The following is a 15,452-nucleotide window of genomic DNA, read 5'->3' as shown; positions in this document are numbered from 1 at the left end:
TCAGTCCTGCATTCCGCGTGCGAGGGCATTCACCATCGACGGTTATTCGGCTATGTTGAACCATTCGATTCTGCTGGGTTTGAAGTCGAGGCCATTCGTCACGCCGGCGCCTGAGAAGTCGGTGGTCAACGTTTGCCAGGGCTCCGCCAGCCATATGTAGAATTTCGCGCGAGCTTCCTCGGCGGTCCGGGCGTACTGGCGTATCCACATGACGTTGGACCCCATTCCGCATACCATGATGAATTCCCGCTCGCCGGGGCGTCGCCGCAGGTCAAGTGGCTCAAGGACGGGGTCGCTACCAGCTCTGCGCTGGTAGCTGATCCAGCCCGGCTCTGTCCATGCCGCCATGGTTCCCCCCTTTTGGACTGGGCCGCACCACTCAGAATGAGCAGTGTCCACACCAGATCGACGCGTTCGGCGTCCGCATTCTTATCAGCTTGTCGACTTGACATCAAGATAGTCGGGCATAGCTCCGCGGACGTTACTGGCGGACTTAGGTCGTGTCTCCAAGTCAGCTTCCCTGCCGCATGGCAGCGGCCTTGCCCGGCTGCCCGGACAGGGTCGGCCCTGAAATCATTTCGCCCGTGCTCGCCTCGTCCGGTAGGTTTCGTTAATGGCATGTCGTATCAGTGGGCTCGTGCTCGGTTGCCGCGACCCTGAGGTGCTGGCGCGGTTCTGGTGCGAGGTTCTGGGCTTCGTCGTGCTCGCTCGCGAGGACGACGGCTCGGTGGGGATCGGGCCGCGCGAAGGGTTCGGTGGTCCGCAGCCGACGATCTTCCTCAGTCGCAGGGATGAGCCGGAGCAGGGGAAATCCCGGCTGCACATCGATGTCAACGCCACCGACCGCGATCAGGACGCCGAGCTCGAACGCCTTCTGAAGCTCGGTGCGCGCCCGGCCGACATCGGCCAGACAGGGCAGGAGCCGTGGCATGTCCTGGCCGACCCCGAAGGTAATGAGTTCTGCCTGCTCAAGGGTCGCCTCAACGCACTCTGATGCTCGGGTGGCGGCGGGAGTTCTCAGAGGCCGAGGCGTTCGGCGTTTCCCCGGCTCACCGCGTCTCGGGCTTCGGGAGGCAGGGCGGCGGCCGTCAGCTTCTGGTGGGCGGCCGCCGGCGTGAGGAACGGCGCGTGGGTTCCCAGCAGGACGCGGTCCGGGCCGTGCGCGGCCACCGCTCGCCGCAGGACGTCGGGTTCCTCGGCCAGGGACACGTCCGCCGACACCGGTGACGCGCTCAGGATGGCGGCCACCTCGCCCGCGCGGGCGCCGGTCACGAGCATCGGCACCTCGGGGGCGGCCAGGGCGAGGGCCGTCGCGTCGTCGAGCGGGACCTCGGGCAGGGTCAGGTCCCGCGGCAGGTTGCGGGCGTCCGCCACCCGCATCTGCAGGACCAGCACCAGGCCCAGGGCGCCGCACAGCAGCTTGAGGTCGGCCGCGGCGGGCGCGGCGTAGCCGTGGCTGCCGGGCACTATCCGCACCGCCGGGCAGCCCTGGCGACGGTAGCCAGCAAGGCGAGCGGTCACGTCCGGCCAGCTCGGGTCGACGATGGGGACGGGGCGGAAGAAGTCCGGCAGCGCCTTCAGCTCGTCGTTCGTCGCCGGGTCCGGGTGGAACAGGCCGGCCATCGGCGACACCGCCGCCCTCGTCACTCCCTCGCGGCGCAGGAGGGTCTCCACCGCCGACGGCGTGGACCACTCGGGCGCGACCAGCGGGCCGCGGCCGACGAAGCAGCTGACGTCGATCACGCGGGGCTCAGCCTTCGGTACAGGCGCAGCGCGTTCTCCCGCAGGACCAGCCGACGGTCGCGTTCGGACAGCTGCGAGCCGAGCACCTTGGCCAGCGCGGTGGCCGGGTCGCGGATCGGCGCGTCCGAGCCGAAGACGACCCGCTCCGCACCCAGCTCGGCCACCGCGTGGTCGACCTCGCCGAGCACGGGATCACCGCCGCTCGTGTCGACGACGATGTTCGGGTGCGGCGCGATGTCCGCGACGCCCCGCTTGCCCGCCCCACCCAGATGTGCCATCTGGATCCGCAGCGACGGGTGGCGCCGGGCGAGCGACGCGACGTCCGCCGGGGTGGACTCGTCCGGCGTGCCGTCGACCGTCTTGTACCAGGCGTGCTGGAGCAGCGGCACGCCCAGCTCGCACATGCGCGCGACGAGCGGATCGAGCCGCACGTCGTCGGCCCGCATCGCTATCCACAGCTTGACCCCGACGAACGGCCCGTCGGCCACGTGCCGGTCGAGCTCGTCCAGCGACGCCCGCGGGTGCTCGGGCGACAGGTACACGACCCCCGCGAGCCGGTCCGGGAACCGGGCGACGGCCGCGGCGGTGAGCTCGTTGGCCGCCCGCAGGTCGTCCGGACCCGGGTGGGCCAGCAGGCTCCGCGTGCCCAATGTGGACACGAGGGTCCTGCCGATACCCGAGTCGGCCGCCGTGGAGACGAGGTCGGCCGCGAGGTCGTCGGTGCGCCACGGCCGGAAGCCGCTCCCGAGATGGGCGTGCGCGTCGATGGCATCGGTCACGAGAGATCAATACCACTTCACCTCGAGCAGCAGTCCACTCTGGACGTAGAACTTGCTCGCCCCGGGCGACACCGACGCGAAGCTCGTCCGGTAGTTCGGGCCCGAGTCGACGAGCGTGTCGGGGTCGATCCGGCGAGTCATGCCGTTGGTCGTGTAGATCGCGTTGTCACCCGGGTCGTACGCCATGTTCACCGCTCGTGGCTGGAAGTTGGTCACGGTTTCCCACGGGTAGGCGAACTCCTGCACCGACCGGATGAGCGCGCCCGTCGCGGGGTCGAGCTCGAAGATCGTCCCGTACGACTGGCCGAAGAGCCGGCCCTGCCCGTCGAACGTCAGCCCGGCGACCCCCTGCTCCCGCGGCAGCGGGGTGGACCGCCAGAGCACGTCGCCGGACGTCGCGTCCATGGCGAACACCTGCCCCGGGGACTTCGACCCGTCGAAGTTGCAGCAGCCGAGCGACCCGCCGTAGACCACGCCGTCGCGGTAGGTCAGCGCGGAGATCTGGTTCGCGCCCGTCACCAGCCCCGACTTCCAGGTCCGGTGCTGCCCGGTGGCCGGGTCGTAGAGGGTGACCGCCCCGCCGGCCTGGCTGTTCTTCGGCGACGTGCCCACCGCGACGTACCGCCCCGCGCTGATCACCGTCCACGGCCGCTCCTGGCCGTCGGACTTGAGGTCGAACAGGAGCTTCGGGTTGGCGCTCCCGAACGGCGACGCGGGGTCGTACTCCCACAGCCCGGCGTTGGGGTACAGCCCGAAGTACATCTTCCCGTCGTGCGCGGCCATGCCCTCGATCTGGTGCGGGAACGGGTGCGTGGTCCACGTCGTGGTCGCCGGGTCGTACACGGCGAGGCCGCCCTGGAAGTAGCCGCCCGCGTAGATCTTGCCGTCCGGCCCCTTCGCGAGGGACCGGGGCGCGGTCGGCGTCCCCACCAGGTCGTCGAGGTGGCCGAACGTCCCGTGCCCGGTCACCGTGTCGTAGCGCCAGAGGTCGCCGCCCGCGGTGGCGCCGACGATCGTCTCGTGCCGGGTCCGCGGGTCGACGACCCTGGCAAGTCCCTTACCCGCGCCCAGGCCGCCCTTGTCGGCCTGCTCGGTGCCGCCCGCGAAGCCGGTGCTGGTGAGGACACCGCGCCTCGGGTCGTACTGCTTGAGCTCGCCGGCGTCGACGAGGTACACCCGCCCGTGCCGGTCGGCGCCGGTGATCGTCTGGCCCAGGTAGCCCGGGATCTGGTGCTCCCACCGCAGGGTCCGGAGGTTGAGCACCCAGCCGACCTGGGCGGTCGTGCCACCCGCGAAGAGGACGTAGAGGTAGCCGCCCTCGTCCTCCAGCTGGTAGGCGTACTTGTCGGTCGGCATCCCGGGCGGCGGCGGGATCTGGACGCGCCCGCCACTCTTCGGGTCCACCTGCCACAGGGCCGTGCTCGGGCCGAGGCCGGCGTAGAGCTTGCCGTTCGCGTACTCGACGGACCGCACGTACCCGTAGGTCGCGCCCCAGTCCCCGTAGTCCCGGTACTGCCGCGTCCTCGGGTTCCACGAGAAGAGCTTGCCGCCGGGCAAGGGCGCCGGGCCGAAGAACTCGCTCGTGCCGAAGTAGAAGACACCCTCGCCGTCCGCGTCGCCCTCCCAGGTGAAGCTCGTCCGGGCGGAGGGGCGACCCAGGTCCTCGAGCGGCTTGCCCCACGGCAGCCGGTACACGTGCCCGAAGCCGTACGAGCTGACGAAGACCGTGCCGCGCTTGTCGATCGACACGCCCCACGCGCCCTGGGCACCCGCGTCCGGCGGTGTCTCGGTCGACGCGGAGTCGGGGACATACAGCGGAATCATGCGCAGGACCGTCGAGGTGGACGCGTTGATCTCCGCGAGGTAGGCGGGCTTGCCGCTGACCGCGAGGTAGGTCCGCACGGAGCCGTCGGGCATGCGGGCGGTCTCCCCGCCGGCCGCCGTCGTCGAGTACAGCGGGATCGTCCCGCGGTTCCACCACTGGGGCGCGGCCGGCGCGGCCGGTGTGGCAGACGCGGCCGAGGCTGGCAGCAGGGCCAGGCCCAGCAGCAACGTGGTCACGGCTACGACCGCCCGTCGAAGACCCGTCCGTCCGACCATGGTTCGCTCCGTTCGGGAATTACGGCCTCGCCCGTAATTCGGAACGATAGGTCGGCGGTCCGCGAACCGTCAAGGTCACCTGTCGCGGCCGCGCCACGGGCGGAAGGCCGCGGGGACCGCGTCGAGCGCGACCACGTCGCCGCCGTTCACCGCGGACCAGGCCATGGCGAGGAGGGCCAGCTCGCACTCCACGAGCTCCCGTCCCGGCCGCCGGTCCATGCCCGGCGTGGTCAGCCGGGTCATCGCGTCCCGCAGCAGCGCCGGGTAGAACGCCTCGGCCGCCGGCTCGATCCGCGGCAGGCCGGGCCCCGTGACCGAGAACCCGCCCGCGACCCCGGCCGACACGGCCACCCGGATCTCGGCGCCGCGGGCGTGGTGGACGACGCCCTCGATCGCCCGCTCGCTCGCCACCCCGCGCGCCCCCACCAGACCCGGCCCGAGCACCGCGGTGGCCAGCGCGACCGCGTGGACGCCGTAGTAGAACGGGTGCCCGCCGCACACCACCTCGACCGCCGTGCGCCCGGGCCGCCGGACCGCGACGGCCTCCGGAGCGACGCGCAGCGCCGACCCGCCGTCGATCCGGGCCGGCCCGTCCGCCAGCCCGGCGAGCTCCCGGAGCTCGCCGGCCGTTCCGGCCATCGGCTTGTCGACGAAGACCGGCACGTCCAGCGCGGCGAGTTCGGTCAGCTGGCCCAGCCGCTCGTCCCAGTCCGCGCCCAGGAGCATGACGACGTCGCACATGCCGGCCAGCTCGGCCAGGCTGCCGGCCACGACGACGCCGGGGTGCCGCCGGCGGAACGCCTGCGCCGCAACGGGGTCCAGCACGGCGTGCACCGGCATGCCCAGCCCGGCCAGGATGGGCGCGAAGATCCCCGGGTGCGAGGTCGACAGGTCCACCATCCCGACCCGGGTCATCGGCCTGCCGGCGCGGCGTCGGCGCGGGCGAGGATCCTCTCGACCTCGGCGACGAACCGGCGACGCTCGTCCGCCGGGGACGGCGCCGACCCGGGGTCGTGGCAGAGTTCGCCCGGCAGGCGCCCCTCCCAGTCGGCAAGCCACGCCATGCGCTGGACGTAGGTGTCGACGGGTGCCCGGAAGACCAGCGCCGCCAACGCGTCGAGGACGCCGGACGCGTGGACGAAGTCCGCGTGCCGGCGCTCGGTCCAGGCCCGGACGACGTCGACGGTCACCCGGGGCAGCGCCGCGGCGATCCCGACGAGCGCGGCGTCGGCACCCCACATGAGCGAGGGGCCGAACATCCTGTCCTCGCCGGTGAAGAGGATCGCCTCGGGGCGCTCCGCCCGGCAGCCGGTGAGGATGTCCTGGCACGTGACCGCGTCGTCGAGGACGGCCACCTTGAGGCCCAGCACGCCGTCGGTCGCGACGAGCCGGCGCGCGAGGTCGACGGAGTAGCACTGTCCACTCGCGCCTTCGTAGAGGACGAACGCGACGACCGGGAGCCCCGACGAGCGCGCAACCAGGCCGTGGAGCGCGGGAAGGTCCGGGTGCGCGCCCCGCGGCACCGGGTAGACGAGGAGCGCGTCCGCCCCCGCCGCGGCCATCTCCTCCCCCGCGCGGACCAGCGTCCGCTCCACAGTGGACGGAGAGTCGCCGCGCCGGCCGATTCCGGCGACGACCGGCACGTCGACGGCGTCGCGCACCTGCCGGACGACGGCCCGGCGCGCGTCGTCGGCGAGGAGCAGCCCGCGGCCCGTGTGGGCGCCGACGGCCAGGGCGCCGACGCCGTCCCGCACCAGGGAGGCCGCGTAGGGGCCCACCGCCTCGACCCTGGGCGTGCCGGTCGCGTCGAACGGCGTGAGCATGGCGGCCGTCACCGATCCCCGCAGGGCCTCGAGACGGTCCGGGTTCGTGGCGAGTGACACGAGGGCGATTGTTGCATCACCGGCCCCGTGACGGCGTGCGTCGAGCGGCGCGGGAGCCGACCGCGGGCCGGTGCCGCCGTTAGAATCGCGGGCACCAGGTCAACGTCGCGGGCACAGGACGGAGAAGGATCTCGCATGGTCACCGTTGGTGTCGTCGGGCCGCGAGATCTGGTGACGTCGACCCACAAGGTCGTGGGATCCATGCCCGGCGTCACGCCCGTCGCCCTCCCCTACCGCACGGAGACGCAGACCGAGGAGATCGTGCGCGGCGCTCCCGGTGACATCGACGCCTGGTTGTTCACCGGCGTCGTGCCCTACGAGGTGGCGTCCGGGGCGGGCCTGCTCGACCGGCCGGCGAGCTACGTCAACTACACCGGCGCTCCCCTGCTCACCGCGATGATCCAGCTCCTGCGGGAGGGCCACGACCCGTCCTCGTTCAGCATCGACATCCTCGACGTCGGCCAGGTGGACGAGACGCTGAAGGAGGCGGGCATCGCCACCTCCGGCGCGCACGTCCTCCCCTACCGCCGTGGCCTCACCGCCACGGACATCGTCGAGTTCCACCAGGAACGCGCGGCGGAGGGGGTCGGCGTCGCGATCACGTGTCTCCGTTCCGCCTACGACGTCCTGAAGACCGAGACGACGGCGATCCGCCTGGCGCCGTCGATCCACTCGGTCCGGTACGCGATGCAGCAGCTCCTCGTCGCGTTCGGCGAGGCGCGCTCGGACGACGCGCAGGTGGCGGTCGGGCTGTGCGAGGTCGACCCCGCCGCCGAGGGCGACCTCCGGCGTGAGGCCAGCGGGCTCGGCGCGACCGTGGTGGCGCGCGGCGACGGTCGGTTCTTCATCTTCACCACCCGGGGCCCGCTCGAGGTCGCGACCTCCGGCTTCACGGAGCTCCCACTCGTCGCGAAGCTCGGGGCCACGCACGGCACGATCCGGGTGGGCTTCGGCGTCGGCGGTTCCGCCGCCGAGGCCGAGGCGCTGGCCCGCCGCGCGCTCAGCCGCGCCGGCCGGCTCGGCAAGATGGCGGCCGTCGTCTCGATGCGCAACGACATCGACCTCACGTTGTCCGGCACGCCCCTGCGCTCGGTGCGCCGCCCGTCGCTGTCGTTGCTCAGCCAGCGGGCCGGCCTGTCGAAGGCCACCCTGGTCCGGCTCCAGGAGATGCTCGCCGAGCAGGGCGACGCCACGGTCACCACCCGCTCGGTCGCCGCCGCGCTGAGCGTGCAGCAGCGCACGGCGCGGCGGGTGCTCAACCGCCTCGAGCGCGCCGGGGCCGCGCAGTCGACCGGACGCCAGGGTCTCGAGGGCAGCGGCCGGCCGCTCGTCACCTATCACCTGTACCTCTGACCAGCCCTTGACGCCGGTCCCGCCGGTTGATTACGGTCCATGCCATAATTAGCCACGAGGGGTGTCCGTTGAGCGCAGATCGCCTGGCCGTCGACGGTGGGCCGCCGGTCCGCCGGGGTCCGCTGACCACCAGGCAGCCCTTTCCCGAGGAGGCCGTCCGGCTGGCGACGGAGGCGATCCGCTCCGGCACCCTGTTCGGCGTCGGCGGTGTCCTGACCGAGCGCTTCGAGACCGAGTTCGCCGCGTACTACGGCGCGCGCCACGCGGTGACCGTCTCGTCCGGGACGGCCGCGATCCACACCGCGCTGGCGGCGCTGAACCCGGACCCCGGCGCCGAGGTGATCACGGCCCCGATCACCGACGCCGGCAGCGTCCTGCCGATCCTCTACCAAGGCTGCGTCCCGGTGTTCGCCGACGTGGCGGAACACCTGGGGATGGACCCGGACGCCGTCGAGGCATGCGTCACCGACCGCACCGCCGCGATCCTCGCCGTCCACCCGTTCGGCGGCGCCACCGATGTGCGGGCGCTGCGGGCCATCGCCGACCGGCACGGCATCGCGCTGCTCGAGGACTGCAGCCAGGCGCACGGCACCCGCTACGACGGGGAGTTCCTCGGCCGGTACGGACACCTCGGCATCTACTCGCTGCAGCAGTCGAAGCACCTGACCGCGGGCGAGGGCGGGGTCTGCATCACCGACGACGACCGGCTCGCGGCGGAGATGCGGCTGTTCCGCGACAAGGGCTGGGACCGGGCCGGCGGCGGGGCACGCGGCTACCCGCGGCTGGGCCTCAACTACCGGGCCAGCGAGCTCGTGGCCGCGGTGGCGCTGCCCCAGCTGGCCACGCTCGACGACGTCCTCGCCCGGCGCAGGCGCTCGGCCGCACTCCTGGACGCGGCAGTCGACAAGGCCCCCGGCGCCACCCGGTGGAACGCGCTCGCCGGCTGCGAGGCCTCGTACTGGTGCTACCCGTTCTTCGTCCCGAGTGGACAGACGGCGCGGTGGGCCGAGGCGCTGGCCGCGGAGGGCGTGCCCACGACCCCGGGCTACATCGGCGAGCCCATCTACGCGTGCATGGCGGCGCTGCAGGGCGGCGGCACCTTCGGCACGAGCCACTACCCCCTCGACCGCGCCTACCCGCCCGACCTCTGCCCCCGCGCCCGCGAGGCGCTGACCGGGCTGATGGTCTTCTGGCTCCACGAGGATCACACCGCGGACGAGGTCGCCGACGTCGGCGCCGCGATCGTCGCGGTGGGGACGGCGTTCGCCGGCTGAGGCGGGCTCGTCCGGCTGTGCCCGGCCAGGACGCGGAGAGTGGCCGCGCCCACGAGGAGACCGGTGACCACGCCGAGCAGGCGCACCGGTGCGGCGCCGACCTCGACCGTGGCGGCGTAGAGGCCCGACGCGACCATGACCCCGCTGCCGACCCACGTAGCGGCCAGCGGCGCCAGCAGGCGGCCGGTCCCCCAGCGGCGCGCCAGCGCCAGCAGGCCGACAGCACCGGCGATGCTCAGCACGCCCTGGGTCGCCCAGAACGTCTGCTGCGTGGCGGTTTCCACGGCCGCCGGGTCGCCGCCCGGCACACCGGGGCTGACGGCCCACCCCACCTGCAGCACGCCGTAGCCGGCCGCGAGGACCGCGGTGACGAGCGGGCTCCGGGCCGAGCGCGCGGCCAGGTCCGCGGTCCGCAGCCGGAACACCGCCGCCCAGCGGGTCCGGGCGTACAGGACGAACGCCGACAGCAGCAGGACCGCCTGGAGGGTGAAGCCGCCGTAGACGATGGCGTACACCCACCCCCGCAGACCGTTGTCCGCCGCTGCCGGCGATCCGCCGGCAAAACCCTGGACGAGCACCCCCAGAGGCGCGCCCAGGGCGATCGGGGCGAGGAGCCCCGTGGCCACCCAGCTCGGCACCAGCACCAGCCAGGCCGGCAGCCGCCGCCCCCACCGGTAGGTGAACGCGAGGGCGACGACGACGGCGGCCAGGTCCATGGCCACGGTGACGGCGTTGCCCACCACGTGCCGGGTGTCGCGCATCTCGGCCGTGCCGTGGCCGACCGTGCCGACCCCGCTGCCGGCGAGCCACGCGATCTTCAGCGTGAGGTAGGGAACGCACGCGGCGATCGCCCCGTAACAGGCCACCAGCCGGGACACGTGAGCTGACTTCGTCATGTCCGACAGCCTGCCCGGGCCCACCCGCCGCGGCCTCCCGCCAGAGGCGCGGCCGTCTCCCCCGTGCGAGGGAGAACACGCCTAGAACCGCCCGTCGCGCACCTGGAACTTGGTCGGCTTGTCCCACAGGACGCCCCCGCGCCGGACCCAGTCCGTCTGCCAGCGGAGCAGGGTCGGGGCCAGGATGCCGGGCGGGCCGAAGAGCTCGTGGCACCGCGCGGCGTTGTTGAGCAGGGCGGTGCCGGACGCCGATCCGGTGAGCACCGGTGCCACGCCGAGGTCCTCGCCGGCCGCCTCGGCGAGGGCGCGGACGGACAGCGTCTCCGGTCCGGTGAGGTTGAGGATCTCGACCTCCGGGGTGGCGACGGTCAGCGACCGCAGCGCGACCTCGTTGGCGTAGCCCTGCCACACGACGTTGACGTGACCGGCCTCGATCGGGCGCCCGTCGCGGACCGCCGCGCAGATGTCGGCGAGCACGCCGTAGCGCGGCTCCACCGCGTAGTTGAGCCGGATCAGGGTCGTCGGGGTGCCGTACCGCTGCGCGGCGTACGTCATCACCCGCTCGCGCCCGAGGGTCGACATCGCGTACTCGCCGACGGGGCCCACGGCGTCGCGTTCCGTCGACCCGCCACCCGACGGGTCGACGAACGGGTAGACGTTCCCCGTGGAGAAGCAGGCGATCCGCGACCCCCGGTAGCGCCGCGCCGCCATCCCGGCGACGACCGCGTTGGTCTGCCACAGGGGTGCCGGGTTGCCCGCGCCGCCGAACTTGGCGCCGACCATGAACACGACGTCCGCCGCGTCCGGCAGCTCGTCGTAGGGGCGGTCGCCGAGGAGGTCGAAGGCAACCGTGCGCACCCCCGACGCCTCGAGCCGGCGCCGGACCCCGTCGTCGCTCCAGCGGGAGACCGCGATGACCGACCGGTCCGCCCGCCCGCCCTCGGCCAGGGCGCGGGCGGCGAGCATGCACAGCGTCGGGCCCATCTTGCCGCCGGCGCCGAGGACCACGAGGTCGCCGGTGCCCGCGGCCAGGTCCGCCACGAGCGCGGGCGACGGCGTGGCCAGCAGCCGTTCCAGCTCGGTCTCGTCCGCGATGCTCGCCGGCGCGTCGACGATGCGGTCCATGTCAGCCTTTCACTCCCGTCATGGCGACACCCTCGGTGAAATGCCGCTGGGCGAACAGGTACGCGAGGAAGATCGGCGCGAGCGCCACCACGGACCCCGCCAGCGTCACGCTCAGCGGCTGGGACTCCCGCATCAGCCCCGCGATGCCGGTGGTCAGCGTGCGCATCTCCGGATCCTGCCCGATGACCAGCGGCCACAGGAAGTCGTTCCAGTGCCACAGGAAGACGAACAACCCGAGCGTGGCCAGGATCGGCCGGCACAGCGGCAGGATCAGCTGCACGAAGATCCGCAGGTCCGACGCCCCGTCCACGCGGGCGGCGTCGATGAGCGCGTCCGGGATCCCGGCGATGAACTGTCGCATGAGGAACGTCGCCTGGGCGTTGGCCAGGGTGGGGACGATGAGGCCCCAGTACGTGTTCACACCGTCCAGTTTGGACAGCATGACGAAGGTCGGGATCAGCGTGATGTGGTACGGCACCATCAGCATCGCGAGGAACGACCAGAACATCGCGGTCCGCCCCGGGAACCGCTTCTTCGCGAAGGCGTAGCCCGCCATCGACGCGAGCAGCAGCACGAGGACCACGCTCACGAGTGAGTAGACGACCGTGTTGAGGACCCAGCGGACGAGGTCGTTCCCCGCGAGCACGACCTTGTACGCCTCAGCCGTGAGGCCCGTCGGGAGCAGGGCGTCCGGGAAGGTCAGCCCGGTCGCCGGCTTCAGCGACAGGACAACCATGGCGTAGAAGGGAAAGAGCGTGACGAGCGTCGCCAGCGCCAGGAGCAGCGGCACGAGCACCCGGCTCACGCCGCGGCGCCGGAACAGGGCGTCGCCGGTCCGGGGACGAGGGCCGCTCATGTCTCGTCCTTTCCGAAGGCGACCCGCTGGATCACCGTGAACACGAGCACGACCACGAACAGGACCATCGAGACGGCCGCGCTGTAGCCGAAGTTGAAGAACTTGAACGCCTGGTCGTAGAGCATGTATCCCAAGGTGTAGGTCGAGTTCACCGGACCGCCGGCGGTCATGATGTACACCGCGTCGAACACCTGGAACGACGAGATCGTCTCGATCACCACGAGGAAGAACACCACCGAGCGCAGCTGCGGCAGGGTCAGGTGCCGGAACCGCTGCCACGGCCCGGCGCCGTCCACCAGCGCCGCCTCCTCCAGCTCCCGCGGGATCTCGTTGAGCCGGGCCAGGACGACGAGCATGTCGAACCCGAACCGCCCCCACGCGGCCACGATCGCCACCGCCGGCAGCGCCAGGGTGGAGCTGGTGAGCCAGGACCCCGTCGGGACACCCAGCGCGTTCATCAGCGACGGCACCGGCCCACCGTCGCTGAAGATCCAGATGAAGATCACGCCGGCCAGCACGAGCGAGGTGATCACCGGGAGGAAGAAGACCGACCGGAAGAACCGCATCCCGGCGAAGGCCCGGCGCACGAGCAGCGCCAGCCCGATCGACACCGCGATGACCAGCGGGACGGCGATGACCGTGTAGCCGAGGGTGACCGTGAGCGCCTTCCAGAACAGCTGGTCCCCCAGCAGGTACCGGAAGTTCTCCAGGCCCACCCAGGTGATGGCACCGCCGAGGTCCATGGTCGAGAACGCCAGCCCGATGCCACCGGCGAACGGCGTGAACCGGAACGCGAGGAACAACACGAGCATGGGCAGGACGAAGGCGAAGCCGGTCAGGGCGTCCCACCGGCGCCGCCGGGCGCGGGGCGGCCCCGGCACCAGGGCGACGCTCCCGGGTGCCGGGGCCGTGCGGGGCGGCCTCGTGTCCACCTCCGACACCGGCTATCGCCCGAGGATCTGCTGCGCGGCTCCCGCGGCGTCCTTGAGGGCCTCGCCCGGGGTCTTCTGGCCGAGGACCGCGGCCTGCACCTCGGGGGCGACGACGGCCTGGATCTCCCGCGCCTGCGCGGCGGGCGGCCCGCTGTAGGTCAGGTCGAGGTACTTCGCCGTCTCCGCGTCGACCGTGCCCGCCGCGTACTCCAACGGGGTGCTCTCCTTGGGCGCGAAGAAGCCGCCCAGCTCGTCCACCGCGGCCATGACCTCCGGCGTCGTGACGAACTTGATCCACTCGGCGGCGGCCGCCTTGTTCTTGGCTCCCTTGAGAATGGTGAGCGAGCCGACGGTCCCGTAGGCGGTCTGCTCCTTGTTCTTCAACGGCGGGATCACCAGCCGGTCCTCGCCCCACTGGTCGGCCAGGAGGGCCGGCTGTGTCTGGAACTCACACGCCACCTGGCGCTTGGCGATGGCCGACTGGTCGAGCGGGATCGCCGTCGTCGCCTCGGCCTTGGGGGCGTAGCCCTTGTCGACCAGGTCGGTCAGGAACGCCAGCGCCTCCCGGGCCGGACCGCTGTCGAGCGTCAGCTTGCCGGACTTGTCGAAGACGTCGCCGCCGGCCTGCCACACCCAGGGGTAGAACGTCGTGTTGAGCGCCGCGGCGTTGGTCGCGTCGATCTGCGTGACGTAGAGGCCCTTCGCCTTGAGCTTGGGGGCCATCGCCATGAGGTCGTCCCAGGTTTTCGGCGGCTCGGTCACCCCGGCCTGCGCGAGCACCTTCTTGTCACACGTGCCGGGAACGACGCTCATCAGCACCGGCGCGCCGTACAGCGTCGAGTCAACGGTCGCGGCGTCGAGCGCGGCGGGCCGGTAGCCGTCCCGCGGGACCGAGTCGGGCATGGGCTCGAGGGCGCCCTTGGCCTGCATGGCCCGCAGCTCGTCCGGGATCATGTACGCCACGTCCGGGGCGTTGCCGCCGGTGATCTGCGTGACGAGCGTGGTCTCGCGGTCCTTCCACGGCTGCAGGTCCACCTTCACGGTGATGTCCGGGTTCACCTTCTTGAACGCCGCGACCTGGGTGGCCCAGAACGCCTTGTCGCCCTCGTCGGACTTCAGCGGGTAGACCCGGACGGTGATCTCCCCGCCGGCCTTCTCTCCGTTGGTCGACCCGGCGTCACTCCCGCAGGCGGCGAGCGACGCGCCAGCCAGCAGGCAGACGAAGAGGGGAACGACTGACCAGCGCTTCGACATCGCGACAACCCCTATCTGATCGGATTTCAGTCCGGACCGTAATGTCACCGGGGGCTCTCGTCAACCCCGTGCGAGCTCGATCCACCCACGTTGACATGGCAGTTTCGGCACAGTTACGGTCATGACCGATATTGTTACTGCGACGCGACGGAGTCTCGTGGATGACCAGGACTGACCCGGCGGCCGATCCGGTCGCCGTCAGGGCGGACGACACGCCGCCGCTGACGATCCTGCGGCAGGGTTGCGCCATTCCCGCCCATCCCCTGGCACTGGACGACGACGGCCGGTTCGACCCGAGGCACCAACGCGCGCTGACCCGCTACTACCTCGACTCCGGCGTGCGCGGCCTCGCCGTCGGCGTCCACTCGACGGAGTTCGCCATCCGCGAGGCCGGCCTGCTGGAGCCCGTCCTGGAGCTGGCGGCCGAGACGGTGGCCGGCTGGTCGCGGCGCAGCACGGTCCTGATCGCCGGCGCGTGTGGCCCGACGCGGCAGGCCGTCGCCGAGGCGGAACGCGCGGCGCGGCTGGGCTACCACGCGGTCCTGCTCAGCCCGAACGGTCTCGACGGCGTCGACGAGCGGGAGCTGCTGGACCGCACGCGTGCGGTCGCGGAGGTGCTGCCGGTGGTCGGTTTCTACCTGCAACCGTCGGCGGGCGGGCGGTACCTCTCCCCCGAGTTCTGGACCCGGACGGCCCGCATCCCCGAGGTCCTGGCGATCAAGGTCGCGCCGTTCGACCGCTACCAGACCCTCGACGTGGCCCGCGGGGTCCACCAGGCCGGCCGGGCCGGGGACCTCGCGCTCTACACCGGCAACGACAGCCGCGCTCGAGCACACCGGCAGCGCCGAGTCACCGGCACCGAGATCGGCGACGAAGAGGGTTACTACTAGGTCGAGGTCACCCAACCCGACGGAAGCCAGCGCGACGTCCACCTCGACCAAGACTTCACCGTGCTGGGCAGCCCCGGAGACAGCCGTGGTGACTCCGACGACAAATGACTGCCTGGCCGCCCGCTACTGGGGCCTCGACGACCCGACCCGCTCCGCCGACCTGGCCGGAATCCTGGCCGAGGACCAGGTCCGCCTGGTCCTCCACCCGGAAACCGTGAAGCGCTACGCGTACTGACCGCTCAGCGACCCAGCCGGGCCGCGAGCCCGTCGAGCACGCAGTCCAGGCCGAACGCGAACTCGACGTCGGGGTCGAGTTCCTCGGCTTCGAGGACGCGGCGGGCGAGCATCGGGTGCTTACCCGCCGCGA

At 72.1% G+C, this 15,452-nt stretch carries 16 protein-coding genes; 5 read left to right on the top strand and 11 right to left on the bottom strand.

The window, feature by feature from the left end:
* Positions 1-42: 42 nt before the first annotated feature.
* On the bottom strand, positions 43-348 hold the full coding sequence (locus tag VGD70_RS07305) for a hypothetical protein (protein WP_331079406.1): 306 nt from the start codon (positions 346-348) through the stop codon (positions 43-45).
* Positions 349-613: 265 nt separating this feature from the next.
* Between VGD70_RS07305 and VGD70_RS07300 the strand changes: the two genes are divergently transcribed.
* Positions 614-994: a VOC family protein gene (locus tag VGD70_RS07300; RefSeq protein WP_331079404.1), complete on the top strand. Its 381-nt coding sequence runs from the start codon at positions 614-616 to the stop codon at positions 992-994.
* A gap of 23 nt (positions 995-1,017) precedes the next feature.
* On the opposite strand, the gene VGD70_RS07295 is transcribed toward VGD70_RS07300, so the two are convergent.
* The 5 genes from VGD70_RS07295 to VGD70_RS07275 all read right to left on the bottom strand — a co-directional run bounded on the left by VGD70_RS07295 (position 1,018) and on the right by VGD70_RS07275 (position 6,505).
* Positions 1,018-1,743 (bottom strand): amidohydrolase family protein, encoded by a 726-nt coding sequence (locus VGD70_RS07295; protein WP_331079402.1) that lies wholly within the window; start codon positions 1,741-1,743, stop codon positions 1,018-1,020.
* Positions 1,740-2,522: an amidohydrolase family protein gene (locus VGD70_RS07290; protein WP_331079400.1), complete on the bottom strand. Its 783-nt coding sequence runs from the start codon at positions 2,520-2,522 to the stop codon at positions 1,740-1,742. Before VGD70_RS07290 ends, VGD70_RS07295 begins: the two co-directional genes overlap by 4 nt.
* A 6-nt stretch (positions 2,523-2,528) precedes the next feature.
* Positions 2,529-4,583: a PQQ-binding-like beta-propeller repeat protein gene (locus tag VGD70_RS07285; protein WP_331079399.1), complete on the bottom strand. Its 2,055-nt coding sequence runs from the start codon at positions 4,581-4,583 to the stop codon at positions 2,529-2,531.
* 114 nt (positions 4,584-4,697) lie between these two features.
* Complete coding sequence (locus tag VGD70_RS07280) at positions 4,698-5,537, bottom strand: hypothetical protein (RefSeq protein ID WP_331079397.1); 840 nt, start codon at positions 5,535-5,537, stop codon at positions 4,698-4,700.
* Positions 5,534-6,505, bottom strand: a complete 972-nt coding sequence (locus tag VGD70_RS07275; RefSeq protein ID WP_331079396.1) for a dihydrodipicolinate synthase family protein — start codon at positions 6,503-6,505, stop codon at positions 5,534-5,536. The genes VGD70_RS07280 and VGD70_RS07275 overlap by 4 nt, the downstream gene beginning before the upstream one ends.
* A gap of 135 nt (positions 6,506-6,640) precedes the next feature.
* Between VGD70_RS07275 and VGD70_RS07270 the strand changes: the two genes are divergently transcribed.
* Positions 6,641-7,858, top strand: a complete 1,218-nt coding sequence (locus VGD70_RS07270) for a hypothetical protein (RefSeq protein WP_331079394.1) — start codon at positions 6,641-6,643, stop codon at positions 7,856-7,858.
* Between the two features lie 68 nt (positions 7,859-7,926).
* Complete coding sequence (locus VGD70_RS07265) at positions 7,927-9,132, top strand: DegT/DnrJ/EryC1/StrS family aminotransferase (RefSeq protein ID WP_331079393.1); 1,206 nt, start codon at positions 7,927-7,929, stop codon at positions 9,130-9,132.
* Here VGD70_RS07265 and VGD70_RS07260 read toward each other — a convergent pair.
* From VGD70_RS07260 to VGD70_RS07240, 5 genes are all read right to left on the bottom strand, one after another.
* A complete protein-coding gene (locus VGD70_RS07260) occupies positions 9,063-10,028 on the bottom strand; it encodes a hypothetical protein (protein WP_331079391.1) in 966 nt (321 codons plus the stop codon). The genes VGD70_RS07265 and VGD70_RS07260 overlap by 70 nt on opposite strands.
* Positions 10,029-10,109: 81 nt before the next feature.
* The gene (locus VGD70_RS07255; protein WP_331079389.1) at positions 10,110-11,153 is read right to left on the bottom strand and encodes an NAD-dependent epimerase/dehydratase family protein; all 1,044 of its coding nucleotides are present in this window, start codon (positions 11,151-11,153) and stop codon (positions 10,110-10,112) included.
* 1 nt (position 11,154) lies between these two features.
* Positions 11,155-12,009 carry a carbohydrate ABC transporter permease gene (locus VGD70_RS07250; protein ID WP_331079387.1) on the bottom strand — a complete coding sequence of 285 codons (855 nt, stop codon included), beginning with the start codon at positions 12,007-12,009 and terminating at the stop codon, positions 11,155-11,157.
* Positions 12,006-12,890, bottom strand: coding sequence for a sugar ABC transporter permease (locus tag VGD70_RS07245; RefSeq protein WP_331079386.1), 885 nt, complete (start codon positions 12,888-12,890; stop codon positions 12,006-12,008). The genes VGD70_RS07250 and VGD70_RS07245 overlap by 4 nt, the downstream gene beginning before the upstream one ends.
* A gap of 63 nt (positions 12,891-12,953) precedes the next feature.
* Positions 12,954-14,195, bottom strand: coding sequence for an ABC transporter substrate-binding protein (locus VGD70_RS07240; protein WP_331079384.1), 1,242 nt, complete (start codon positions 14,193-14,195; stop codon positions 12,954-12,956).
* 161 nt (positions 14,196-14,356) lie between these two features.
* Between VGD70_RS07240 and VGD70_RS07235 the strand changes: the two genes are divergently transcribed.
* Positions 14,357-15,085, top strand: coding sequence for a dihydrodipicolinate synthase family protein (locus tag VGD70_RS07235; RefSeq protein WP_331079382.1), 729 nt, complete (start codon positions 14,357-14,359; stop codon positions 15,083-15,085).
* A gap of 85 nt (positions 15,086-15,170) precedes the next feature.
* On the top strand, positions 15,171-15,320 hold the full coding sequence (locus VGD70_RS07230) for a hypothetical protein (RefSeq protein ID WP_414637907.1): 150 nt from the start codon (positions 15,171-15,173) through the stop codon (positions 15,318-15,320).
* The last annotated feature ends 132 nt before the right edge of the window (positions 15,321-15,452 follow it).

Source organism: Actinophytocola sp., assembly GCF_036402745.1.
In the GTDB taxonomy this organism is placed as follows: Bacteria; Actinomycetota; Actinomycetes; order Mycobacteriales; family Pseudonocardiaceae; genus Actinophytocola.
The sequence above is the reverse complement of the archived record's forward strand: the minus strand, read 5'-3'. Positions and strand labels throughout refer to the sequence as shown.